At 71.3% G+C, this 23381-nt stretch carries 18 protein-coding genes and 2 pseudogenes; 14 read left to right on the plus strand and 6 right to left on the minus strand.

The genetic code is table 11. The features are described 5' to 3' along the window. Nucleotides 1-66: 66 nt before the first annotated feature. On the plus strand, nt 67-1260 hold the full coding sequence (gene tuf / locus ABZV31_RS09740) for an elongation factor Tu (protein WP_355890510.1): 1194 nt from the start codon (nt 67-69) through the stop codon (nt 1258-1260). A gap of 227 nt (nt 1261-1487) precedes the next feature. Then, nucleotides 1488-1838, plus strand: a complete 351-nt coding sequence (locus ABZV31_RS09745) for a hypothetical protein (protein ID WP_355890513.1) — start codon at nt 1488-1490, stop codon at nt 1836-1838. Between the two features lie 1063 nt (nt 1839-2901). Here ABZV31_RS09745 and ABZV31_RS09750 read toward each other — a convergent pair. From ABZV31_RS09750 to ABZV31_RS09775, 6 genes and pseudogenes are all read right to left on the minus strand, one after another. Next, a pseudogene (locus ABZV31_RS09750) lies at nt 2902-3147 on the minus strand (helix-turn-helix domain-containing protein); the annotation flags it as partial. Nucleotides 3148-3276: 129 nt separating this feature from the next. Beyond that, a complete protein-coding gene (locus ABZV31_RS09755) occupies nt 3277-3825 on the minus strand; it encodes a hypothetical protein (RefSeq protein WP_355890516.1) in 549 nt (182 codons plus the stop codon). 46 nt (nt 3826-3871) lie between these two features. After that, nucleotides 3872-4186: pseudogene (locus tag ABZV31_RS09760) on the minus strand (ATP-binding protein); the annotation flags it as partial. 118 nt (nt 4187-4304) lie between these two features. Continuing rightward, the gene (locus ABZV31_RS09765; RefSeq protein WP_355890519.1) at nt 4305-6419 is read right to left on the minus strand and encodes a serine/threonine-protein kinase; all 2115 of its coding nucleotides are present in this window, start codon (nt 6417-6419) and stop codon (nt 4305-4307) included. Further along, nucleotides 6416-8629: a protein kinase gene (locus tag ABZV31_RS09770; protein ID WP_355890522.1), complete on the minus strand. Its 2214-nt coding sequence runs from the start codon at nt 8627-8629 to the stop codon at nt 6416-6418. Before ABZV31_RS09770 ends, ABZV31_RS09765 begins: the two co-directional genes overlap by 4 nt. Before the next feature lie 5 nt (nt 8630-8634). Then, the gene (locus tag ABZV31_RS09775; protein ID WP_355891198.1) at nt 8635-9474 is read right to left on the minus strand and encodes an HAD hydrolase family protein; all 840 of its coding nucleotides are present in this window, start codon (nt 9472-9474) and stop codon (nt 8635-8637) included. A gap of 219 nt (nt 9475-9693) precedes the next feature. On the opposite strand from ABZV31_RS09775, the gene ABZV31_RS09780 reads away from it, so the two are divergent. The 12 genes from ABZV31_RS09780 (at nt 9694) to ABZV31_RS09835 (ending at nt 23357) form a co-directional block, all read left to right on the plus strand. Further along, entirely contained in the window at nt 9694-11805 is a 2112-nt protein-coding gene (locus ABZV31_RS09780) for a glycoside hydrolase family 27 protein (RefSeq protein ID WP_355890525.1), read from the plus strand. Between the two features lie 218 nt (nt 11806-12023). Continuing rightward, entirely contained in the window at nt 12024-13316 is a 1293-nt protein-coding gene (locus ABZV31_RS09785) for an ABC transporter substrate-binding protein (protein WP_355890528.1), read from the plus strand. Between the two features lie 2 nt (nt 13317-13318). Next, nucleotides 13319-14215 (plus strand): sugar ABC transporter permease, encoded by an 897-nt coding sequence (locus ABZV31_RS09790; RefSeq protein WP_355891201.1) that lies wholly within the window; start codon nt 13319-13321, stop codon nt 14213-14215. Then, on the plus strand, nt 14215-15138 hold the full coding sequence (locus ABZV31_RS09795; protein WP_355890531.1) for a carbohydrate ABC transporter permease: 924 nt from the start codon (nt 14215-14217) through the stop codon (nt 15136-15138). Before ABZV31_RS09790 ends, ABZV31_RS09795 begins: the two co-directional genes overlap by 1 nt. Next, a complete protein-coding gene (locus ABZV31_RS09800; protein ID WP_355890533.1) occupies nt 15135-17246 on the plus strand; it encodes an alpha-galactosidase in 2112 nt (703 codons plus the stop codon). Before ABZV31_RS09795 ends, ABZV31_RS09800 begins: the two co-directional genes overlap by 4 nt. A 56-nt stretch (nt 17247-17302) precedes the next feature. Next, a complete protein-coding gene (locus tag ABZV31_RS09805; protein WP_355890536.1) occupies nt 17303-18061 on the plus strand; it encodes a glucose 1-dehydrogenase in 759 nt (252 codons plus the stop codon). A 49-nt stretch (nt 18062-18110) separates the two neighbouring features. Further along, nucleotides 18111-18872 carry a FadR/GntR family transcriptional regulator gene (locus tag ABZV31_RS09810; RefSeq protein ID WP_355890539.1) on the plus strand — a complete coding sequence of 254 codons (762 nt, stop codon included), beginning with the start codon at nt 18111-18113 and terminating at the stop codon, nt 18870-18872. Beyond that, nucleotides 18869-20014, plus strand: coding sequence for a galactonate dehydratase (dgoD, locus tag ABZV31_RS09815; protein ID WP_355890542.1), 1146 nt, complete (start codon nt 18869-18871; stop codon nt 20012-20014). Before ABZV31_RS09810 ends, dgoD begins: the two co-directional genes overlap by 4 nt. After that, entirely contained in the window at nt 20008-20805 is a 798-nt protein-coding gene (locus tag ABZV31_RS09820; protein ID WP_355890545.1) for a hypothetical protein, read from the plus strand. Before dgoD ends, ABZV31_RS09820 begins: the two co-directional genes overlap by 7 nt. A gap of 26 nt (nt 20806-20831) precedes the next feature. Continuing rightward, a complete protein-coding gene (locus ABZV31_RS09825) occupies nt 20832-21467 on the plus strand; it encodes a bifunctional 4-hydroxy-2-oxoglutarate aldolase/2-dehydro-3-deoxy-phosphogluconate aldolase (protein ID WP_355890548.1) in 636 nt (211 codons plus the stop codon). Next, nucleotides 21464-22369 (plus strand): SMP-30/gluconolactonase/LRE family protein, encoded by a 906-nt coding sequence (locus ABZV31_RS09830; RefSeq protein ID WP_355890551.1) that lies wholly within the window; start codon nt 21464-21466, stop codon nt 22367-22369. Before ABZV31_RS09825 ends, ABZV31_RS09830 begins: the two co-directional genes overlap by 4 nt. A gap of 10 nt (nt 22370-22379) precedes the next feature. Then, nucleotides 22380-23357 (plus strand): sugar kinase, encoded by a 978-nt coding sequence (locus ABZV31_RS09835; RefSeq protein ID WP_355890554.1) that lies wholly within the window; start codon nt 22380-22382, stop codon nt 23355-23357. Nucleotides 23358-23381: the final 24 nt, after the last annotated feature.

Below are 23381 nucleotides of genomic sequence, written 5' to 3' on the forward strand. Positions count from 1 at the left end.
ATCCAGCAAAGATCACCTGGCGCCGATGAAGTAAGGCGTACAGAACCACTCCACAGGAGGACCCCAGTGGCGAAGGCGAAGTTCGAGCGGACTAAGCCGCACGTCAACATCGGCACCATCGGTCACATCGACCACGGTAAGACGACCCTCACGGCCGCCATTACCAAGGTGCTGCACGACGCGTACCCGGACCTGAACGAGGCCACCCCGTTCGACAACATCGACAAGGCTCCCGAGGAGCGCCAGCGCGGTATCACCATCTCCATCGCGCACGTCGAGTACCAGACCGAGGCACGTCACTACGCCCACGTCGACTGCCCGGGTCACGCGGACTACATCAAGAACATGATCACCGGTGCCGCCCAGATGGACGGCGCGATCCTGGTGGTCGCCGCCACCGACGGCCCGATGCCGCAGACCAAGGAGCACGTGCTCCTGGCCCGCCAGGTCGGCGTGCCGTACATCGTTGTCGCCCTGAACAAGGCCGACATGGTGGACGACGAGGAGATCCTGGAGCTCGTCGAGCTCGAGGTCCGTGAGCTCCTCACCGAGTACGAGTTCCCGGGCGACGACGTCCCGGTCGTGAAGGTCTCCGCTCTGAAGGCGCTCGAGGGCGACAAGGAGTGGACGCAGTCCGTCCTGGACCTGATGAACGCCGTCGACACCGCCATTCCGGAGCCGGAGCGCGACGTCGACAAGCCGTTCCTGATGCCGATCGAGGACGTCTTCACCATCACCGGTCGCGGTACGGTCGTCACCGGCCGTATCGAGCGCGGTGTCCTCAAGGTGAACGAGGAAGTCGAGATCATCGGCATCAAGACGGAGAAGACCAAGACCACGGTCACCGGCATCGAGATGTTCCGCAAGCTGCTCGACGAGGGCCAGGCCGGTGAGAACGTCGGTCTGCTCCTCCGCGGCATCAAGCGCGAGGACGTCGAGCGCGGCCAGGTCATCATCAAGCCGGGCTCGGTCACCCCGCACACCGAGTTCGAGGCCCAGGCCTACATCCTGTCGAAGGACGAGGGTGGCCGCCACACCCCGTTCTTCAACAACTACCGCCCGCAGTTCTACTTCCGTACGACGGACGTGACCGGCGTCGTGACCCTCCCCGAGGGCACCGAGATGGTCATGCCGGGTGACAACACCGAGATGAAGGTGGAGCTCATCCAGCCCGTCGCCATGGAGGAGGGCCTGAAGTTCGCCATCCGCGAGGGTGGCCGCACCGTGGGCGCCGGCCAGGTCACCAAGATCCTGAAGTAAGTTTCGCTTGCTTGAGGGTCCACTGACCCAGAGGTCTCTGACCTGAAGAGGCCCGTACGACTTCGGTCGTGCGGGCCTCTTCGCGTTGTCGCGGAGCGGTTCCCGGCGGCCTGCAGAGATCGCCGGCGTCAACATCGAGCAGTGAAGCGCACCGTGACGAAGCCCCGCATCCGTCGGTTGAAGTGCTTGGACGGTGTCGGCGTATCGAGCGCGGTGAGGGGCGGACGATGGGCGGCAGTTCCGGTTCCAAGGACCTGGTCTCCTCGCCCGTCGAGAAGCGGGCCGCGGCGAAGGCCATCGAGGAGCACATCGAGCCCGGCACACGCAGGGCGGGCGACTGGGCGGACGAGGAGACGGGGGCCGCGGTCCGGGCCTTCGGCGCGAAGGACGGGGACGGCTGGCTGACCTCGGCGGCGCTGAAGAAGGCCCACTGCACCTGGGCCGACCAGGTGAAGAACCTGATGGATCGCCTGGCCTCGGAGAAGGGCGCGCTGCGAGCCGGCAACGCGGTGCTGACCAGCACGGACCTCGCGACCGGGTCGGCGCTGCGGCAGGCGTCGGCGCTGGACCGGTACTGACGCGGCGGACAGGGGACGGGTGACAGGGGACGGGAACGGGCAAACGGGATGCCGACATACCACGAGATCATGAGCACCGACCTCTCCGCGCTCACCACCGTCGCCGACCGCTGGGACGGCATGGCGGGCGAGTTCGAGAAACAGGAGAAGGCCTACCGGCGCGACGTCTATGGCATCTCCATGGGCCGGTCGTGGACGGGCCTGAGCGCCGACGCGGCGAACGCCCGCTTCACGATCACGCTCAAGGAGTTCCAGTACGCACAGACGGAGGCGAAGGCGATCGCATCGCTGCTGCGGGACGCGCACACGCAGTTCGCCGAGCTACAAGGGAGGCTGAAGGCCGCGCGCCGGGAGGCCGCCGAGGCGGGGATGAGGGTGTCGGAGCGCGGGGTGGTGAGCCTGGCCCCAGAGCGGACGAAGGGATCGGAGCACGATCCGCGGCACCACGACGAGTCGTCGGTTTGGCAGGCCCGTATCGACAAGGCGGTCCGGGACGTGACGGACGCGGACACCGGCGTCCAGATCGCGCTGGCGGCGGTGGTGGTCGACTCGGACATGCTGGCCGGAGGCAGGGGCTTCAACGGCAGGACGCTGGGAGACATCGAGAAGTACGAGGCCGAGGCGGCCGAGGGGACCCTGGAGAAGCTCGGCAGGGGTGGACACCTGTCGAGCAGCGAGCTCGCCGAACTGGAGCGAACCTTCCGCGACAACAGCGACGACGAGGCGTTCTCCCGCACCCTGCTGGACGACCTGGGCGCAGCCGGCACGATCCGGCTGACGAACGAACTGAACGACCTCATCCACGTCCGGGGTGGGGCCGGTGCGAACGCCTACTCGACGATTGAAACGGGCCTGGCCGACACCCTCGCCACGGCGACGAAGGACACGAGGGCGGAGTGGTACAGGCACTGGCGCGCCGACATGCAGCACGCGGGCGTGGGACGGTACGCCACCGAAGCCCAGGGCGCCCGCCTCGACAAGGCGGTGGGCTACCAGTCGCTGGTCACCCTCATGGAGAAGGGCCACGGCGCTTCGGGCCTCTCGTGGAGTGTCAAGCTGCTGATCAGGCGACCATTAGTGGGGTCCGGGCCCTGCAGTCGCGGCAGAGGCCTGGCGCAGTGGAACGGAAGGCGCGCTCGCAGCCGTCGCAGGTCTGGAACGGGTCCGGACACGGTGGAGCCGGTGGGACTGGCGGTGGCAGGCACGCGGTGAGACGGTGGGCGAGCAGGGCGGCGGGGCGGCGGAGGGGTTCCGTGGGAAGGTCGGCCGTCAGGGTGCGGCGTACGGCCTCGGGACTCGCCCCACGTTTGTGGACGAGTACGGCGCCGCTGGGTCGACCTCCATGCCCAGTTCGGCGGTGGCGAGGGCGTAGTCGGACACGTCGAGATCGCGGGCGAGCGGTCCCTGGAGCTCTCGGTACGCACAGTGCTCGGGCCAGTCAGACAGGGTTGAACGACCAGAAGACACCGACCTCTTCGGGCGAGACGACGACGATCCCGTAGTCGCCGTCGTACTGGGTGAGGGGTCTCCAGTCGGTGACGCCTGCCGCGAGGTCCGGCGACGGGGAGACGCGCGCTTTGGTGATGTTGCTGTAGCAGGAGATGTCCTCCCCGTACCGGTCGAGCAGGGTCCGGGCGTCGGTGAGCGCATGCGTCACGTCCTCCTCGGGGTCGACCGGCCCCCAGTCGTGCGTCATTACCACCAGCAGGCGAGCAGCTGTTTCGGCCGGGACGGGGAACAGGCGCTCGGTCAGCGCTTCGCGGGACAGGGAGAAGAAGGGGAAGGACGGGCCGCTTGCCGCCCGCTGCTCGTCGTTCTCCTTGTCCCAATCGAGTGTGCGCCAGCCCCGCGGGTCGTCGACGGCTCGGTTCATCACGGCCAGCACGTCGCGCTGCCAGTCGGGGTGCGCCCTCGGGCCGGTCGCCGCGAACGCGTACACGTCTTCCAGGAGGCGCAGGGCGGCTGTCACCCAGGAGGCTTGATTCACCGTTTTCATCCTCGTTGTTGCCATGATCCTACGGACCGTGCCGACCTCAGTGACCTTCGGTCCGAGCCTCGGGGCGGGGCGGCGGCATGGGGCGAGTGGTGAGCTCGGCCCATGCCGTCTTGCGCAGGCACGGTCCCGCCGACACACCCCATCGCTCGGCCAGAGCCGCCACGAGGACGAGCCCCCGCCCCGACTCGCCGTCGGACACGGAACCCCGCACTCCGCGTAGACACGGCAGCCGCTCACCCCGCGCGTCCGTCACCTCGATGCGGAGCGTCTCGCCGACGACGTACAGCGTGAGCCGGAAGTCCCGGCCCGTCACGCGTCCATGCGTCACCGCGTTGGCTGCCAGCTCGGCCACGGCCTGACTCGTTCGGTGACGGCACGGCGACCCGCGACTCCAAGTACCCCACCGGTGCTTGCCTCACCGTGCCTGCCTCCGCGTGGGCCCCGACTTCGTGTCCTATGCGTCCGCGAGCTCAGAAGACGGGTAGGGCCGTGAGCGACCCGCCGTCCATGACGAAGACTCGGTTGCCGTCGGCCGTCATCCAATAGTTCTTCGGGTTCTTGATGATGCGGAAGGTCCAGGAGGTGTTGCTTTGGGTGGAGTTGGGGTCCGAATCGGGGGCTTCGGCCAGGTTGAGAGCGTTGACTCCGCCTTCCGTTTCGTTGACGGCGACTGACCAGAAGCCGTTGCCCTGGATCACCAGCGGGCTGAACGGGTCGCATGTGAGGAGGAGATCGTACGCCCAGCCGCTTTCTTTCCCGTTGCTGATGTCGAAGCGGAGCGGTGCTCCGAGCGCGGCCGCGTAGACGTACGGCCCGTGAACGACGGAAGGACCCCAGAAGACCTTCGCGCCGTCTCGTCGTCTGAGGTCCGGGCTCCACAACTTCTGCCCGTTGCTGATGTCACGGGCCGTGAAGTATCTGCCGCTCACGAAAAGAGACCGGCCCGATACGGCGGCCTTCGGCCTGTCGTCGGCCTGGTCGCGCAGTGCCCATGCCGTGCGGCCGTCGCGCGTGTCGATGCCGAGAACGTCCCCTGTGGCCGTGGTGACCACCAGAATGCCCCGGGCTACGAGCCCTCGTGCCGCTCCCGTCAGGCCGAGATCCGCATTGGCCTTCGCGGTCCAGCGGATCTTCGCGTCGGAGCGGCCCACGCTGCGCAGCCTGCCGTCGTTGGTGACGGCGTACACCGCCTCGGTGTCCGCCGCGAGGACGTAGGAGACGTCTGCGGGAGCCTTCCACTTCGGTTCGCCGGTGGATGCGACGAAGGTCAGGAGGGTGCCCTTGCCGCTGACGGTGGCTATGAGCCGGTCGGACAGTGAGAGGTACCGCCGTTCGGCCACGGCCTCGGGCGCGGACCACCGCGGCTTTCCGTCGACGACACTGTGTGCCGTGACGCCGCCCTTGGGGTTTCCGACGATCAGGACGTCGCGTACTGGCAGCGGGGCGGGTGAGTCGTCGCCGAGAACGGACGTGCGGCTCCAGAGCGGTTCGGGCGTTTCCCCCAGTACGTAGTTTCCCCTCTCCGCGGACAGCAGCCGAGCCGCGGGTGTCTTGACAGCAGGCGGGACGGCGAAGGGATCCCGCCCGCTCTTCCAGAACCACCAGGCCGCCGTTCCGCCGCCCATGGCCGTCACGGATCCGCCGACCGCGAGGGCCCTCAGCAGGCGGCGTCGGGGGAGAGTGCCGAGGGCGCTGGTGCCCGGTACTGTGCTCAGCTCGTGTAGACGGCGTTCACGTGCCTTGACGTCGTGGGCGATGGGGCCTTGCCGCCACGCCCGGTAAAATCGCGCGGCGCGGTGAAAGCCTCGGCCATCAGGCTCGGAGTGGGCCGGTGCGGGGTCCTTGGCAAGGCAGGGGCCGATCAGGTGATGCAGGCCGGGCGGCACGTGGTCGATGCGAGGCTCGCCGTGGACGACCGCGTACTGGACGGCGGCGATGTGTGAGCGCTCGTAGGCTCGCTGCCCGCTTGCGGCGTACACCAGGAGGGCACAGAGGGAGAAGACGTCGGCGGCCGAGCCGACGCGTTGGCCGAGGACCTGTTCGGGGGCGCCGTAGCCGGGGGTGACCGGGACCTCCCCGGTGGTCGTGAAAGTGAGGCCGTGTTCGGGGCGGGCAATACCGAAGTCGATGATGCGCGGACCGGCCGAGGTGAGCACCACGTTGGCCGGTTTCAGGTCGCGGTGTACCAAGCCGGCGGCATGGATGTCGTGCAACGCCCTGGCCAACGCCACAGCGAGGGCTCGTACAGCGCCCTCGTCGAGCGGACCGTGGGTGCTGACGGCCTCCTCAAGGGTGGGACCGCTCAGGAACTCGGTCGCGATCCACGGACGGGCTTCGTCGGTACGGGAGTCCAGGACGCGGGCCACGCCCCCGCTGGTGACCGCCTGTGCCATCCGGGCCTCCCGGACGAACCGCTGGACGAGGTGCTGGTCGTGCAGGAGGTGGGGATGCAGAACCTTGACGGCGGCAACTCGTCCGTCGGCGTCCTGCCCCGCGTAGACCTTGCCCATCCCACCCTCGCCGAGCACTCCGAGTAGTTGGTAGGGCCCCAGGCGGATCGGATCTCCGGTTTCCAGTGGTTTCATGCCTGCGCTGCTTCCGTGAACTCAGAGGAGGGGGTAGCCGGCGACGTAGCTCTCGCCCAGGGCGATGAGCCGGCGGGAGGGCTCATGAGCGAAGTACTGGGCCTTGGCGGCCTTGACGAGGCGGGTAGAGGCGCCCCTTCGGATGTCGGTGGCGACGAGACCGGACGACGACTGGCTGTACACGTACTTGAAGCCGACGACAGGTGGTGTGTCGAGATCCGCCGATGTGGCGCCGCGCTTGTTCTCGGCCCACCGCAGCTCGCCGCTTCCGGCGTCGACGCCACGACGCCACCGCCCTCCTCCACCGCGTACACCAGTCCGTCTTTGACGGTCGGCGGGCTGTACGCGGCTCCGGCCGGACTTTGGTCGTAGCGCCAGGAGACCGTGCCGTCACTCAGGGCGAGGGCGAGGAGCCGGCCCGCTGATGGATAGACGTGTGTGTCGTCCACGGCCAAATGAGCCCGGCTCGCATCCGGCTGCCCGCTGTCGAACTTCCGCTGCCAAAGGACCGCTCCGGTATGCCTGTTGAGGACGACCAGCTGCGTCTCGCCTTTCGCTGACTGCTGCACGAGGACTAAATGGTCCCCCGACACCCGGGCGGACAGAAAGTGCATGCGTGTGGATCCGTCCGGCCGCGGGGGCAGCGGAACTTCCCAGAGCTTGCTGCCCGAATGGATGTCAAGGCCGAGCAGAGACCAGGACTGTTCCTTGAAGAAGTGATCGGTTTCCACCGAGGAAGCCGGATGAGGTCCTCGACCCCCGACCGCATAGAGCGTGTCATCCGTCGCGTACAGCAGTTGGGTCCCGTAGAGGGCAACCCTGAAGTCCTTGAGTTCGATGAAGGGATCCCCGACTGCTCCGGTGGTCAGGTCGACCCTGGAAACGGTCAGTGGGTCCTTTTCTTCGGAGCTGTGGTTGATCGTGTAGATCTGCCTGCTGTTGGTGGCCGTCAGGTGCGCGAAGTAGACCTCGGGGTACTCGGGCCACCGTGCCTTCCCCGTCTTCGGGTTCAACCCCTGCAGGCCGTACGCACCTACGACGATCAACTGATCCAGCAGGAGTGGTGCCGGTGGGACACGGGGGTCCTCGTATGAGGCCGTCACTTGCCAGATCAAGTCCCACTTCGGCTGCTGCGAGCCGGTGGAGCCGGTCGGCTCCGCAGCACCGCCCCGGCGGCCGAGCCAGGCCCAGGCGCCGGCTCCGGAGGCGGCGATACTGGATGCCGACCCTCCGGCAACGGTCAGCAACGTACGGCGGGACATGCCCGGCCGGGCGCTGTCGGGGACGGTTTCGGAGAGCACGGAGCCCGCGGGAGGTGGGAGACGACAGGGCTCGACCTGCCAGACGGCGGTGGCGCGCCGAGCGATCTCCGCCAGCACCGGCTCGGGCAGGTGCGCGGAGAAACCGCCGTCTGCGCAGGCGAGCTCAGACCCCAACTGGGCTGTTGTGGGGCGTCTCTCCGGAACTTTCTCGAAGCACCGGCGGAGAACGGGGACGAGGCTTGCCGGAACCCCGGTGAGGTCGGGCTCGGCGTAGCGCACCCACAGCAGGTCCGCAGCCTGCCCGGCGCCGAATGGTCCCCTCCCCGCGACCGCGTAGACCAGAACCCCCGCCAGGGCGAACACGTCACCGGCCGGAGAGTGGTCCTGGCCCATCGCCTGCTCGGGTGACATGAACGCGGGCGTGCCCGCTTCCGTCCCCGTCCGCGTCAGACGCTCGTCGCCGATCGCTCGTGCGATACCGAAGTCGATGACCTTGGGCCCATCGGCCGTGATCATGATGTTGGAGGGTTTGAGGTCGCGGTGGACGACGTCCGACCCATGCAGCTGGGCAAGCGCCGCGCAGAGCGAGGCGCCGAGGGCGCGTACCGCGGTCTCCGGGAGCGGGCCGCCCGACTGGACGGCTTCGTCAAGGGGCGGGCCGATGACGTATTCCGTGGCCAGCCAGGGTATTTCGGCAATCGGATCCGCATCGAAGACCCGGGCGCCGTGGTGACCGCCGATGACGCGTGAGGCGTCGGTCTCCAGGCGGAAGCGGGCACGGAAGGCGGGGTCGGCTGCTGTGCGGGCGTGCATCGTCTTCAGCGCGGCGATGCGGCCACTGGGCGACTGGCCCAGGTAGACGGTGCCCATGCCGCCGCTGCCGAGGCGAGCAACCAGACGGTAGGTGCCGAGCTGCTCGGGGTCGTCATGCGTGAGCGGGAAGAACACTGAGCTCAGCTCACCGCCGTGAGTCGCTGGGGGAGCTGTGCGGCGAGGACCTGCGCCGACTGGCGGGCGACGGCGGTGACGATCCCAGCGGGGAGGGGCAGCGGAAGTCGGGTGCCAGGTCCGGAGGGTGTGGCCGAGCCGTCGAGGACTGTGGGTGTCGGGGTGGCCGACGCGTCGAGGACCGTGAGAGCCGGTGTGGCCGGATGCCACTTCTCGGACGCCTCGGCCGACAGCCCTGCCGGATCTCTGAGCGGCGGGGTCAACTCGGCCGCCAGCTCGGATGCTGAGGGACGCTTGAGGGGATCGCGGGACAGACAGGCTGTGATCGGGCCGCGCAGGGAAGCCGGGAGTTCGTTTTGCTCAGGAATGGTGTACCCGGTACTCGCATACGACAGCACCGCGCCCAGGGCAAATACGTCACCGAGTGGGCGCGGACGACCGCCCTGTGCTTGCTCAGGGGCAAGGCAGCTCGGGTCCAACCCTGCTAGGCCGGTGCGCTGTTCGCCGTCCGGAGCCGCGGCACGCACCGCTCCGAAGCAGGACAGCTGCGGCCCGTTCGTGCCGAGCAGTACGGCGGCAGAAGACAGGCCGGCATGGCTCACACCCTGCGCATGGGCTGTGGCCATGCGGCCGCGGATGTCGTACACCGGCGCGCTGTTGCCGCACACCGCGGTTCCGGCGAGCCCGGTGGCGGCGGCGAGCGCGTCGACGTAGTGGGGCGGGCGTGCGGTGACAAGGACGACCACTGCGTCGGGTTCCGCGGCGGTGCGCTGGGCGGCCGGCGTACGGGCGGACAGGGTGCCGTCGTCGCGCAGGAGCGTGCCGTCGAGATCGGTGGCGACCAGCCGGGGGCGGGGCGTCGCCGCATCCTACGGAAACCGTCCCGGGGGCGGTGTCTGCATCACTGCGAGATCCCGTTTTTAAGTTAATTAGCAATTAATATTGACAGGCTTGAGGGGCCTGGGCACTGTTTCGGCCGTGGCACCGGCGCCCGGTACGACCGGAGCGGGGTGCCCCGTACCCCCAACTCTCGGGAGAATTCAGTGGCTTCGCATCGTGCAGGGATGGCGCGACCGCGGCGGACCGCGGCGGCGCTCGGTGCCGTGGTGCTGGTCGGGTCGGCAGTTCCGGCGGCACACGCCGCGGACGACCAGGGCGCGCCGCAGTACTACGACAGCGGCCTCGCCCCCACGCCGTACATGGGATGGAACACCTACTACGGGCTCGGCGCCCCGACGGAGGACCAGGTCAGGAAGGTCGCCGACTACCTCGTCAGCAGCGGGCTGCGCGAGAGCGGCTACAACATCGTCTGGCTGGACGGCGGTTGGCAGGCGGACCAGCCGCGCGACCCGGAGACGGGCCGGCTCGTGGCCAACCCCACGCGCTTCCCCTCAGGCATTCCCGCGCTGGTGACGTACCTTCACCAGCGCGGCCTCAAGGCCGGGATCTACACCGACGCGGGCGAGTACGACGGCGGCAAGTGGTGCGGGCTGGGCAGCCGCGGCCACTACGAGGAGGACGCACGCCAGTTCGCCGGGTGGAAGGTCGACGCCATCAAGGTGGACTTCCTCTGCGGCATCGGCGCAGGGCTCGATCCGGGCCCCGCCTTCAAGGAGTTCAGCGACGCCGTCGCCAAGTCCGGGCGGAAGATGCTGCTCAACCTGTGCAACCCGCTCACCGACGACTGGGGCATGCCGCACACCCCCGAGCAGGACGCGCACAACACCTTCGTCTACGGCCCGACGACCGCCGACTCCTGGCGCACCGGCACCGACCTCGCCTGGGGCACCCCGACGGCGGGGGAGTGGCCGAACATCCTGCGCAGCATGGACGCCAACGCCTGGCACCCCGAGGCCCAGGGCCCCGGGCACTGGAACGACCCGGACTACCTCATCCCGATGCGCAAGCTCGCCGAGGGCGGCTACGAGCTGACGGAGGAGGAGTCCACCACGCAGTTCGTGATGTGGGCCGAGATGGCCTCGCCGCTGGTCCTCGGCAGTGACCCGCGCACCCTGCCGCAGTCGATGATCGACACCCTGCGCAACCCCGAGATCATCGCCGTGAACCAGGACGCGCTGGGCATCCAGGGCGCCCGCGTGGCGACCGACTCCGTGGGCGACGTCTACAGCAAGGTGTTGGGGGGCGCGGGCAAGCGGGCGGTCGTCCTGCTCAACCGCTCCGACCAGGCGCAGGACCGCACGGTGACCTTCGCCGACGCCGGCCTGACGGGCAAGGTCGCCGTGCGCGACCTGCGGGACCGCACCTCGCGCGGCACCTTCAGCGGTTCGTACACGGTGCGCGTCCCGGCGCACGGCACCGCCTTCCTCAAGCTGACCGGCACCGACGACTCCCCGGGCACGCAGCTGCCCGGCCGTTCCTCGGCGAGCCCGGCGCTGGTGCGCGACGGCGACAGCCTGACCGTCTTCACCCGCGGCACGGACGGGGCCCTGCGGGCGCAGACCGCGCGCGACGGTGACTGGTCCAAGGCCAGGACCACCGAGCTGGGCGGCCCGACGCACGGCAGCTTCCTCGGCCAGCCCGCCGCGTACGCCTCGGCCGGCGGCAGGATCGACGTCTTCGTCCGCGGCACCGACGACACCGCCTACCGGCGCGTCTACGCGAACGGGCACTGGGGCCGCTGGCAGAGCCTGGGCGGCACGCTGACGGACGCCCCGACCGCGGCCTTCGCGGGCCCGGACGACTGGACGCTCTTCGGCCGCGGCGCCGACGGCAAGCTGTGGTCCCGCGGCCCGGCCTCCGGCTGGACCTCGCTGGGCGCCCCGCAGGACCGGCCGTTCTACGGGCGCCCGTCGGCCGTCGCCGACGACGCGGGCCGGCTGCACGTGGCCGTGCGCACCCCCGACGACTCGGTGTGGTCGCGGACCCGCGACACCTCCGGCACCTGGTCGGACTGGACGGCCCTCGGCGGCACGATCAGCGGCAGCCCGACCCTGGTGGCCTCCGGCGGCACCGTGCACCTGTACACGCGCGCCGGTGACTACACGCTCTGGCAGCGCAGCTGGACCGCCGACGGCGGCTGGGCCGGCTGGTCCAAGGACACCGACTTCGTCAGCGGGGCCTTCGACGGCGCTCTCGGCGGCGTCGCCGGGCCCGACGGCGGCGTGCTCGTCGCCTTCCGCGGGGTGGACGGCCGCGTCCATCAGGCCGCGCTCTGAACCCCGCAGGGCTCGCCCCGCCGCACCCCGTCTGACCTCGCCCCACCCTGCTCCACCTCGTCTCACCTGCGTCACATCGCACCACTCGGCCCCGAAAAATAAATTAGTAATTAATCTTGACGGTGAACGGACCCCTGCGACAGGCTGTGCCTGCCGCACCCAGAGCCGGGCCGTCAGGGGGCCTCAGCTCCGTTCCGTGGGCACTTAGGAGTGCACAGATGACCGCCTTCAACGCCACCCGCCGCAGATTCCTCGTAGGAGCAGGCGCAGTCGGCGCCGGCACGCTGCTCAGCAGCTGCGTCACCCAGAGCCCGTCCGCCTCCGGAGGAAAGTCCGGCGGCCCGGTGACCCTGCAGTCCAACCTCTCCTCGCCGCAGGCCAAGACCGCGATGCAGGCGATCGTCGCCGCCTTCGACAAGCGCGGGGACACCAAGGCGCAGCTCAACACCGTCGCGGCGGAGACCTTCCGCACCCAGCTGCCGACCTACCTCACCTCGGCCAACCCGCCGGACGCCTACACCTGGTACCCCGGCTCCGTCGCCGAGGCCTACGCCAAGAAGGACCTGCTCCTCGGCCTCGACGACATCTGGGACAAGCCCGAGCTCTCCGGCTACTCCGACGCCCTGAAGAAGCTGTGCACCTCGGCCTCCAGCGGCAAGAAGGTCTTCGTGCCCACCAGCTACTACTGGTGGGGCATGTTCTATCGGAAGTCCAACTTCGCCAAGTGGGGCGTCCAGGAGCCGAAGAACTGGGACGAGTTCCTCGACCTGTGCGACAAGCTCAAGAGCAAGGGCGTCGCCCCGATCGGCCTCGGCGCCGGCGGCGACACCCCGTGGGTCGCCTCCGCCTGGTTCGACTACCTCAACATCCGCGTCAACGGCGCCACGTACCACCGCGAACTCCTCGCGGGCAAGCACCGCTTCGACGACCCCGAGGTCCGCAAGGTCTTCGACAAGTGGGACGAGGCCCGTCCGTTCTTCGACCCCAACGGCACGGCGATTCCCTTCCAGGACGCCACCACCGCCCTCCTCCAGGGCCGCACCGGCATGATGCTCATCGGCACCTTCTTCGCCGACGCCGCGCCGAAGGACGCCCTGGGCGACCTGGACTTCTTCCAGTTCCCCATCATCGACCCGAAGGTGCCGGTCGCCGAGGAGGCGCCCACCGACGGCTACTTCGCCAGCGCCCGCAGCAAGCGCGCCGACGGCGTCAAGGAGCTGCTGCGCTACCTGGCCACCGCCGAGGCGCAGGAGCTGTACCTCAAGAGCTCGTCCGGCACCACGCTGCCCACGCACCCGGACGCCAAGGACGCCGGCACCCCGCTGGTCCTCAAGGGCCGCAAGCTCATCGAGAGCGCCACCGACGTCACGCAGTTCTTCAACCGGGACTCCAGCGACGCGCTCCAGCCGACCGCCGACACGGCGCTGGTGCACTACCTGGCCAAGCCCAAGGAGATCGGCCCCATCCTCACCACGTGGCAGCGCAGCGCACAGAAGATCTGGAGCCAGTGACAGTGGCGGTGATCGGCTCCACACGACGGTCCAGGGCCACGCGGGTGCCCCCGGTCGTCCTGGCCTTCGTTTTCGTCCCGCTGCTCGCCGAGGCGTTCTGGGTCTTCTGGCCGGCCCTCCAGGGGTTCTACCTCTCCCTGACCTCCTGGGACGGCCTGGCGGCCCCGAAGTTCGTCGGCCTCGGCAACTTCAGCGAGATGCTGCACGACGCGGTCTTCCGCACCGCCGCGATCAACACGGTGCTGTGGCTGCTGCTCTTCGGCGGGCTCTCCGCCGCCCTCGGGCTCGGTGCCGCGCTGCTGCTCCAGCAGGAGCGGCGCGGCATCGGGTTCTACCGGTCGGCGCTCTTCCTGCCGGTGGTCTTCTCACTGGTCGCGACCGCGCTGGTGTGGCAGGCCATGTACCAGCCGGACGGCCTGATCAACAACGTGCTGAAGGCCATCGGCCTCGGCGGCTGGAAGCACGCCTGGCTCGCCGACCAGGACACCGCCTTCTACGCGGTCATCGTGCCCGCGCTGTGGCGCCAGGTCGGCTACGTGATGGTGCTGTACCTGGCCGGCCTCAAGGGCATCGACCCCGCGCTGTACGAGGCGTCAAAGGTCGACGGCGCCACCCGCCTGCAGCAGTTCCGGCACATCACCCTGCCGCAGCTGCGCAGCGTCAACGCGGTCGTCCTGTCGGTGATCGTCATCGACTCGCTGCGCTCGTTCGATGTGGTGTGGGCGCTCACCCGCGGCGGCCCGTACCACTCCTCCGAATTGCTGAGCACCTACATGTACTCCACCGCGTTCCAGTCCCTGCGCCTGGGATACGGCTCCGCGCTCGCCGTCGTCATCTTCGTGCTGGCCTTCGGCGTCATCGTGAGCTACCTCGTGCGCGCCTTCCGGGAGGCCGACTGATGACCTCCACCCACGCCACCGCGCACGTCAAGGACGTCGAGGGCCCGGCGGGCCAGGCCGGCCCCGCCAAGGTCGCGGCGCCCCGCCGCCCCGTCCTGAGCGGCCGCGCCCTGCGCACCACCGGCTTCCACCTCACCGCGGGACTGCTGTCCGCGCTGTGGCTGCTGCCGATCGTCCTCGTGCTGGTCACCAGCACCCGGACGTTCGACGACATCGCCGCGCACGGCGTCGGCAGCTGGCCGCACTCGTTCACCTTCGACAGCTTCCGGCAGGCGTGGGTGGACGGCGGCCAGCAGCGCGCCCTCATCAACAGCATGCTGGTCACCATCCCCACCGTGCTGCTCTCGCTCGGCCTCGCCTCCATGGCGGCCTTCGCGCTCAGCCGCTACGACCTGCCGTTCCGGCGCGTCCTGCTGCTGCTCATGCTCGGCGGCAACCTGCTGCCCCCGCAGATCCTGCTGATCCCGGTCTCCAAGCTCAGCGAAGTGCTCGGCATCTACGACCAGTTGTACGCCCTGATCGGCGTGCAGGTCGGCTTCGGCGTCGGCTTCTACGTCTTCGTCCTGCACGGCTTCATGCGGGCGATCCCCGGCGAGATCCAGCAGGCCGCCGTCATCGACGGCGCCAACCCGTGGCAGATCTACTGGCGGGTCATCCTGCCGCTGGCCCGCCCGGCGCTGGCCGCGCTGACCGCCCTGTCGTTCACCTGGATCTTCAACGACCTGCTGTGGGCCATCACGGTGCTGCGTACCGACACCCAGATGCCTATCACCGCCTCCCTCATCGGGCTGCAGGGCCAGTACGTGTCCATGTGGAACGTCATCGCGGCCGGCTCGGTGATCGCCGCCGCCCCGACGGTGGCCGTCTTCCTCCGCTTCCAGCGCTACTTCGTGGCCGGACTGAACCTCGGAGCCGTCAAGTGACCGCGCACGACCGGTGGCTGCTGCGCACCGACACCACCACCTACGCCGTCACCCTCGGCGGCGACGACCGCTGGGCCGAGCTCGCCGCCTGGGGGCCGCACGGCGCCGAGGACGGGCCGTCGCCCATGGACTGGTCGCGGCGCACCCACTTCATCATCCCCGCCGACGCCGCCCCGGCCGAGTACATCCCGTACGGGATGCGGCCGTTCACCGGCGCCGACCTGGTCGCCTCCCGCCCCGGCGGCGACCGCGGCAGCTGGTGGCGGTTCACCGGCGCCACGCAGGACGGCGACCGGGCGCTGCGCCTGGAGTTCGCCGACGACGTCCTCGGGCTGCGCACGACGCTCCGCTACGAGACGGTGCCCGGCACGGACGTCGTCCTGCGCTGGACGGAGCTGACCTGCACCGGCGAGACCGAGGTGCGCCTGGAGCGCTTCGACTCCGCCGCCGTCAATGTGCCCGTCCAGGGCGGCGCGAGGCTGACGTACCTGGCCGGCCAGTGGTCGCAGGAGTTCCAGCTGAAGCACGTGGAGCTGGAGCGCGGCCGCTTCGAGATGGAGAGCACCCAGGGCTCGGCCGGGCACGCGTACCACCCCTGGCTCGCGGTCCAGGACGCCGCCGCCCCCGCCGAGGGCGCCACCCCCACGTACGGCATCGCCCTGGAGTGGTCCGGCAACTGGCGGATCACCGCCGACGCCGAGCCCGGCGGCGCCGTACGGGTGCGCGCCGGCCGCGTGCCCCACGAGGGCGCGGTCCGCCTCGCCCCCGGCGCCACCCTCGTCACGCCCCGGCTGGCCTGCGCCTTCAGCCCGGACGGGCTCGACGGGCTGGCCCGCGTGTGGCACCGCTACGAGCGGCACCTCACCGGCGAGCGCATCGACCGGCCGCGCAAGGTCCTCTACAACTCGTGGGAGGCGACCGGCTTCGACGTCGACGCCGCCGGGCAGCTGGAGCTCGCCAAGACGGCCGCGGAGCTGGGCGCCGAACTCTTCGTCGTCGACGACGGCTGGTTCACCGGACGTCCCGACGACACCGGCGGCCTCGGCGACTGGGACCCGGACCCGGCCGAATTCCCCGGCGGGTTCGACCGGTTCGTCGAGGACGTCCGCGCCCTCGGCATGGACTTCGGTCTGTGGGTGGAGCCCGAGGGCATCAGCCCCCGCTCCAGGCTTTACGCCGAGCACCCCGAGTGGGTGTACCGGATCGAGGGCCGGCCCGCGACGCTCGTACGCAACCAGCTTCTGCTCGACCTCGGCCGCGAGGACGTCCAGGAGTTCGTCATCGGCACCCTCGACCGGCTGCTCGGCGACCACGCCATCAGCTACCTCAAGTGGGACATGAACCGGCCGCCCACCGAGCGCGGCCGCCCCGGCCACCCGGCCGGTCCCGACCCCGAGCTCCAGGACCTCGACGCCGCCCACGTCGCCGGCTACCTGCGCGTCCTGGACCACCTGCGCACCGCCCACCCGCACGTCACCGTTGAGGGCTGCGCCGGCGGCGGCGCCCGCGTCGAGCACGCCACCCTCGCCCGCACCGACGTGGTGTGGCCCAGCGACAACACCGCGCCCATGGACCGGCTGCGCATCCAGTACGGCTACCTCCACGCGCACGCCCCGCACACCATGAGCTCCTGGGTCACCGACGCCCCCGGCGTCTTCGACCCGCGCCCCCGCTCCCTCGCCTTCCGGTTCGTCAACTCCATCGCCGGAGTCCTGGGCATCGGCGCCGACATACGCCACTGGACGCCGCAGCAGCGCGCCGAGGCCACCGAGTGGATCGCCCGGTACAAGGAGATCCGCGACATCGTCCATCACGGCGAGGTGAGCCTGCTCGGCAGCCCCGCCGACCCGACCTGCGGCATCCAGTACGAGGAACCGGGCGGTGCCCGCCTGGTGGTGACGGCCTGGAACACCGGCCCGCTCGACGGCGCGCCCCTGGTGCCCGGCCGGGCCGCCCGGCTCCGGCTGCGCGGCCTGAGGCCGGACGCCGTCTACACCGACACCGCGACCGGCACCCGCTACAGCGGCGCGTACCTGCTCCACTCGGGGCTGCCGTTCGCCTGGACTGCCGGACACGACGCGGAGTTGACCGTCCTGGCCCGGCAGTGACGACAGCGAAAGAATCTGCACCCCACCTCCCTCTCGAACAGGAGACGACCCACCTCATGAACCCAGCCGCCCGCTTCACCAACCGCGTCGCCGTCGTCACCGGCGCCGCGTCGGGCATCGGCGCGGCCACCGCGGCACGCCTCGCCGCGGAGGGCGCGGCCGTCGTCCTGGTCGACATCGCCGCCGAACGCGGCGAGGAGACCGCCGAGCGGCTGCGCAAGGACGGGGCCCGGACCCTCTTCGTCGCCGCCGACGTCGCGAGCGAGGACGACTGGCAGCGGGTGATCACCGCCGCCCACAGCCTCGGGCCCGTGGGCGTCCTGGTCAGCAACGCGTACACGGTGGCGGTCGCACCGGCCCACGAGACCAGCCTCGCCTCCTGGGAACGGCAGCTCTCGGTCAACCTCACCGGCACCTTCCTGGGCGTCAGGGCGACACTGCCCGACCTGCGCGAGCACCAGGGGGCCGTGGTGCTCATCTCCTCCGTCCACGCCCACCGGGGGATCCCCGGCCACCCGGCGTACGCGGCGAGCAAGGGAGCGCTGCTGTCGCTGTGCGGCCAGCTCGCCGTCGAGTACGGCCCCGACGTCCGCGTCAACGCCGTGCTGCCAGGACCGATCCTGACCGCCGCCTGGGACCGGGTCCCGCAGGCCGACCGCGAGCTCAGCGTCGCCGAGACCGCGGCCCGCCGCTTCGGCACCCCCGAGGAGGTCGCCGCCGCCGTCGCCTTCCTCGCCGCCAACGAAGCCTCCTACATCACCGGATCGAGCCTGCTCGTGGACGGCGGCTGGAGCGTCATCAAGGCTTCCGCCTGACGGAACCGACCGCTGCAGCCACCGACCGACCAGCAAGAAAGGCAAACCCATGACGCCATACGCGCGCCGCGGAGTGCACGGCCAGACCGTGGAGACCCTCGCCCGCCGGGTGCTCAGCGGCGAGATCCCCGAGGGAGCGACGCTCGACATGGCGGCCCTGCAGAGCGAACTGGACGTCAGTCTGACGGCCCTGCGCGAATCACTCAAGGTGCTCGCGGCCAAAGGCATGGTCGACGCCCGGCAGAAGCGCGGCACCTTCGTCCGGCCCCGCTCCGACTGGAACCTGCTCGACGCCGACGTGCTGCGCTGGCAGTTCTCCGAGAGCAACGGCACCGGCGCCGACCCCGCGCTGCTGCGCAACCTCGGCGAGGTCCGCAGCATCATCGAACCCGCCGCCGTGCGGCTGGCCGCGGCCCGCCGCACCGACGCCGACCTCGAGGCATTGGAGGCGGCACTGACCGCAATGGGCCAGGAGAGCTGCGCGAGCGACGCCGTCGAGGCCGACCTCGCCTTCCACCGGGCGCTGCTCGCGGCCACCCACAACGAACTGCTGGAACGCATGGAAATGGTCATCGAGTCGGGCCTGGCCCAGCGCGACCAGCTCGTGCACAGCGCCCCCCACAGCGAGGACCCGGTCCCCAGCCACCGAGCCGTCCTCGACGCCGTGTGCGACCGGGACCCGGACGCCGCGGAACACGCCATGCGCGCCCTGCTCGACCAGGCGACGCGCGACCTCGACAAGCTCAGCGGCCCGTCCGCGCCCGAGGGCGCGGACGGCTCCGCCGAGGAGAAGGACGGCCAGTCACAGTGAAGATCGCGCGCGTCGAGACCTTCCTCGTCCCGCCCCGTTGGCTGTTCTGCCGCATCGAGACCGACGACGGCGTCGTCGGCTGGGGCGAGCCGGTGGTGGAGGGCCGGGCCGAGGTGGTCCGGTCAGCCGTCGAGGTGCTGGCGGAGTACCTGATGGGCCAGGACCCGCTGCGCATCCAGGACCACTGGCAGGTGCTCAGCAAGGGCGGCTTCTACCGGGGCGGCCCGGTCCTCTCCAGCGCCGTCGCCGGCATCGACCAGGCCCTGTGGGACATCGCGGGCCGCGCCCTCGGGGTGCCGGTGCACACCCTGCTCGGCGGCCCGGTCCGCGACACCGTCCGGGTATACGCCTGGGTCGGCGGCGACGAACCCGAGCGGCTCAAGGAGGAGGTCACCGCCCAGGTGGAGGCCGGCTTCACCGCCGTCAAGATGAACGCCGCCGGGCGCACCCCGCCGATCGGCAGCCCCGCCGAGACGGCTGCCGTCGTCGAGCGCGTGGCGGCCGCCCGCGAGGCCCTGGGCCCGCACCGCGACGTCGCCGTCGACTTCCACGGCCGCCTCAGCGCCGCCAACGCGCGGCGCGTGCTCCACGAGATAGCCCCGCTGCACCCGCTGTTCGTCGAGGAACCCGTCCTGCCCGAGCAGGCACACCTGCTGCCCGGGCTGGTCGCCGCCTCGACCGTGCCGCTGGCCACCGGCGAACGGCTCTACGGGCGGGCCGACTTCCTCCAGGTGCTGACCGCGGGCGTCGCCGTGGCCCAGCCAGACCTGTCGCACGCCGGCGGGATATCGGAGGTCACCCGGATCGCCTCGCTCGCCGAGACCTTCGGGGCCCACCTGGCGCCGCACTGCCCGCTCGGTCCCATCGCGCTGGCCGCCTGCCTCCAAGTCGCCTTCGCCACGCCCAACTTCCTGATCCAGGAGCAGAGCCGGGGCATCCACTACAACAAGGACGCCGACCTGCTGTCCTACCTGGTCGACACCGAGCCCTTCCGCTTCGTCGACGGCCAGGCGCACCGCACCGGACTGCCCGGACTCGGCATCGCCGTCGATGAGGATGCGGTTCGCGCCGCCGACCGGTCCGGCCACGCCTGGCGCAGCCCCGTCTGGCGGCACGTCGACGGCTCCTTCGCCGAATGGTGAGCGTCACGCGGCTGCCCGTCCGTGTCGCCACCGACCCGGACCACGGCGGACGCTGGACGTCGCTGACCGCGGGCGGCCGCGAGTGGCTGTGGCACCGCGACGAGCCCCGCCGCCGCGTGGTCCGGCCCGGTGACCCCTTCGCCGACGCCGGCGGACTGGAGGAGTGCGTGCCCACCGTGCGCGGGCTGCCCGACCACGGGGACACCTGGTCGCGGCCCTGGCGGAGGGCTGGGGAGGAGGACGTCGCGGAGTGCCCCGACTTCCGCCTGACCCGGCGTATCGGCGAGCGAGGGGACGCGGTCGTCGCCGACTACACGCTCGCCGCTGAGCCCGGCTACCGCTTTGTGTGGGCGGCCCACGCCCTGCTGGACCTCTCCCTGGCCGCCCGGATCGGCGTCGTCGGACCGGCGGTGACCCGGCTCTACCCGGACGAGGGCGACCGCTGGGTCGCCGGCGCCTGGCCCACCGTCGACGGCGTACCGCTGGACCGGCTCGGCCCGGACGACGGGAGCGCCGTCGGAGCGGTCGTCCTCACCTCCCGGGTGTCCGTGCACGACGGCGCCGACACACTGCACCTGTCCGTCGAGGCCGATGGGCAACCAATCGCGGTCGCCCTCTGGCGCAACCTCGGTGGCTTCCCCCAGGGCGCGCCGTACCGCTCGATCGGCGTCGAGCCGATGCTCGGCCGCGTCTTCGACCGCGCCGCGGCGGACGACGGCGACACCGCCGTCGTGCCGCCGACCGGCGAGGTCGCCTGGCGGCTCACCGTCACCGCGACCCGCCGCCCCTGAACCCCCAACACCAGAAGGGATGTCGGATGAACCTGCTCGCCGCGCTGCGCGCCCACCGGCTGCTCGCCATCGTCCGCGGCAGCGACCCGGACGCCGCGCTGACCACCGTGCTCACCCTCGCCGAGGAAGGCGTCACCCTCATCGAGGTCTCCCTCTCCGGGCGCGACGCGCTCGACGTCATCACGCGGGCCCGCGCCGCGCTCGGCCCCGACGCGACGCTCGGCGCCGGAACCGTGCTCAGCTCCGACGACGCCCGGGCCGCCCAGAAGGCCGGGGCCGCCTTCCTCGTCACCCCGGCGGTCAGCGACGGCATCGCCACCGGGCGGGAACTCGGACTCCCCGTGCTCGCCGGAGTGATGACGCCCACCGACGTCCTCCAGGCACGGCGGCTCGGCGCCGACGCCCTCAAGCTCTTCCCGGCAGGCAGCGCCGGGGGCCCCGGCTATCTGCGGGACCTGCGCGGACCCTTCCCGGACCTGCCCTTCGTACCCGTCGGGGGAGTGGACGCGGCGGCGGCCGCCGACTACCTGCGCGAGGGAGCCACGGCCGTCGGCGTCGGATCGCCCCTGATCGGCGACGCCGCCGCGGGCGGCGACCTCACCGCCCTGCGCGAGCGCGCCCGCGCCTTCCTGGACGTCGTCCGCGCGGAGGCCCGCCCGTGACCGCCCCCGCGGTCCTGGGGACCGACCGCCTCGAACTGGGCGAGGGCATCCGCTGGACGGACGGCCGCGCCGTGCTGACCGACATCCTCACCGGCCGGCTGCTCGCCGTGCCCGACGGGCCCGACGCGCCGCTCGCCCCGATCACCCGACTGCCCTGCCCGCTGGGCGCCGTGGCACCGGTGGAGGGGCGCCCCGGCCACTGGATCGCGGCGGCGGGCCCCGGCATCTGCCGCATCGACCCCGCGGGCCGCGTCGACTGGATCGCGCGCCCCGAGGACGGCGCACCCGTGCCGATGCGGATGAACGACGGTGTCGCCGACCCGCACGGCCGCTTCTGGGCGGGCAGCGTGGCGTACGAGGCCACCGAGGACGCGGGCTCCCTCTACCGCCTGGACCGCGACGGCCGCGTCACCCGCGTCCTGCGGGACGTCACGATCCCCAACGGCCCGGCCTTCAGCGCCGACGGCGCCGTCATGTACCTCGCCGACAGCGCCCGGGGCGTCATCCGCCGCTACCCGGTCGACCCCGTGAGCGGCGACCCGGGCACCCCCGAACCCTTCGTCACCCTCGGCTCCGGCAGCCCCGACGGCATGACCACCGACATCGAGGGCTGCCTGTGGACCGCCGTCTGGGGCACCGGGCAGGTCCACCGCTACCGCCCCGACGGCAGCCTCGACCGGATCGTCGACCTGCCCGCCGGGCAGCCCGCAGGACTCTGCCTCGGCGGACCCGATGGCCGTACGCTCCTCGTCACCAGCGCGCACATCGGCCTGGCCGCCCCGGGACCCCTCGACGGCGCCGTCTTCGCAGTCCGGGTGGACGTCCCCGGCGCCCCGGCCGCCCCGTACCGTCCGGCGGTCCCCTCCGCCCCGGCCCCGGCGGACCGCGCCGACACACCCTAGGAAGCCCACCATGAGCACCCACCGGCCACTGCGCCCCGGCCCCGTGGTCTGCGTCGGCGAGACCGTGGCCGCCCTCGCACCCGACCCCCTCGGGCCGTTGGACGGCGCCGACCTGCTGCGCGTCGACATCGCGGGCGCCGAGTCGAACGTCGCCCTCTACCTCGCCGACCACGGCATCCCCGCCCGCTGGGTCTCCGCGGTCGGCGACGACCCCTTCGGCCGCCGCGTCCGCGCCCGGATCGCCGCGGGCGGCGTCGACGTCAGCGGCGTCCGCACCGACCCGGAGCGGCCCACCGGACTGCTGCTCAAGGACCCGGGCGCGCACGGCACCCGCGTCCACTACCACCGCGCCGGATCCGCCGCCTCGGCCCTCACCCCCGACGTGCTCGACGACCCGGCGGTGGCGGGCGCCGCGCTCGTCCACCTCAGCGGCATCACCCCCGCCCTGTCGCCCGGCTGCCGCGCCCTCGTCGAACGCGCGCTGCGCCCCGACCGCCCGTGGCCCGTCAGCTTCGACGTCAACCACCGCCCCGCCCTGTGGGCCGGCCGCTCCGCCGCCGACGTGCTGCGGCCGCTCGCGGACCGGGCCGACATCGTCCTCGTCGGCCTCGACGAGGCCCAGGCCTTGTGGGGGGACGGGATCACCGACGCCGAACGGGTCCGCGACCTCCTGCCCGGCCCGCGCGTCCTCGTCGTGAAGGACGGGGACCGCGCCGCCACCGCCTTCGTGGGGGCCGCCACCCGCAGCGTGCCCGCCTTGACCGTGCGCGTTGCCGAACCGGTCGGCGCCGGCGACGCCTTCGCCGCCGGATTCCTCAGCGGCCTGCTGCGGCAGCTGCCCGTGGACCGCGCCCTGCGGCTGGGCCATCTGACCGCGGCCTCGGCCCTGAGGGTCGCCGCCGACCACGGCCCGCTGCCGGACCCCGCCCTCGTCGCGGCGCTCCTGGACGCCGACGACGAGACCTGGCGGGCCGCCGTGATCGACTGAATGGGAACGGTCGATCTCACGGTT

It is taken from the genome of Streptomyces sp. NPDC005202 (assembly GCF_040608235.1).
Lineage (GTDB): Bacteria > Actinomycetota > Actinomycetes > Streptomycetales > Streptomycetaceae > Streptomyces.

Bases quoted from the DNA above. Each gene is read 5' to 3' on its own strand.
- ABZV31_RS09825 (WP_355890548.1), top strand. From the start codon at position 20,832: ATGAACCTGCTCGCCGCGCTGCGCGCCCACCGGCTGCTCGCCATCGTC.
- ABZV31_RS09805 (WP_355890536.1), top strand. From the start codon at position 17,303: ATGAACCCAGCCGCCCGCTTCACCAACCGCGTCGCCGTCGTCACCGGC.
- ABZV31_RS09810 (WP_355890539.1), top strand. From the start codon at position 18,111: ATGACGCCATACGCGCGCCGCGGAGTGCACGGCCAGACCGTGGAGACC.
- ABZV31_RS09820 (WP_355890545.1), top strand. From the start codon at position 20,008: ATGGTGAGCGTCACGCGGCTGCCCGTCCGTGTCGCCACCGACCCGGAC.
- ABZV31_RS09795 (WP_355890531.1), top strand. From the start codon at position 14,215: ATGACCTCCACCCACGCCACCGCGCACGTCAAGGACGTCGAGGGCCCG.
- ABZV31_RS09765 (WP_355890519.1), bottom strand. From the start codon at position 6,419: ATGAAACCACTGGAAACCGGAGATCCGATCCGCCTGGGGCCCTACCAA.
- ABZV31_RS09835 (WP_355890554.1), top strand. From the start codon at position 22,380: ATGAGCACCCACCGGCCACTGCGCCCCGGCCCCGTGGTCTGCGTCGGC.
- ABZV31_RS09745 (WP_355890513.1), top strand. From the start codon at position 1,488: ATGGGCGGCAGTTCCGGTTCCAAGGACCTGGTCTCCTCGCCCGTCGAG.
- ABZV31_RS09785 (WP_355890528.1), top strand. From the start codon at position 12,024: ATGACCGCCTTCAACGCCACCCGCCGCAGATTCCTCGTAGGAGCAGGC.
- ABZV31_RS09780 (WP_355890525.1), top strand. From the start codon at position 9,694: ATGGCGCGACCGCGGCGGACCGCGGCGGCGCTCGGTGCCGTGGTGCTG.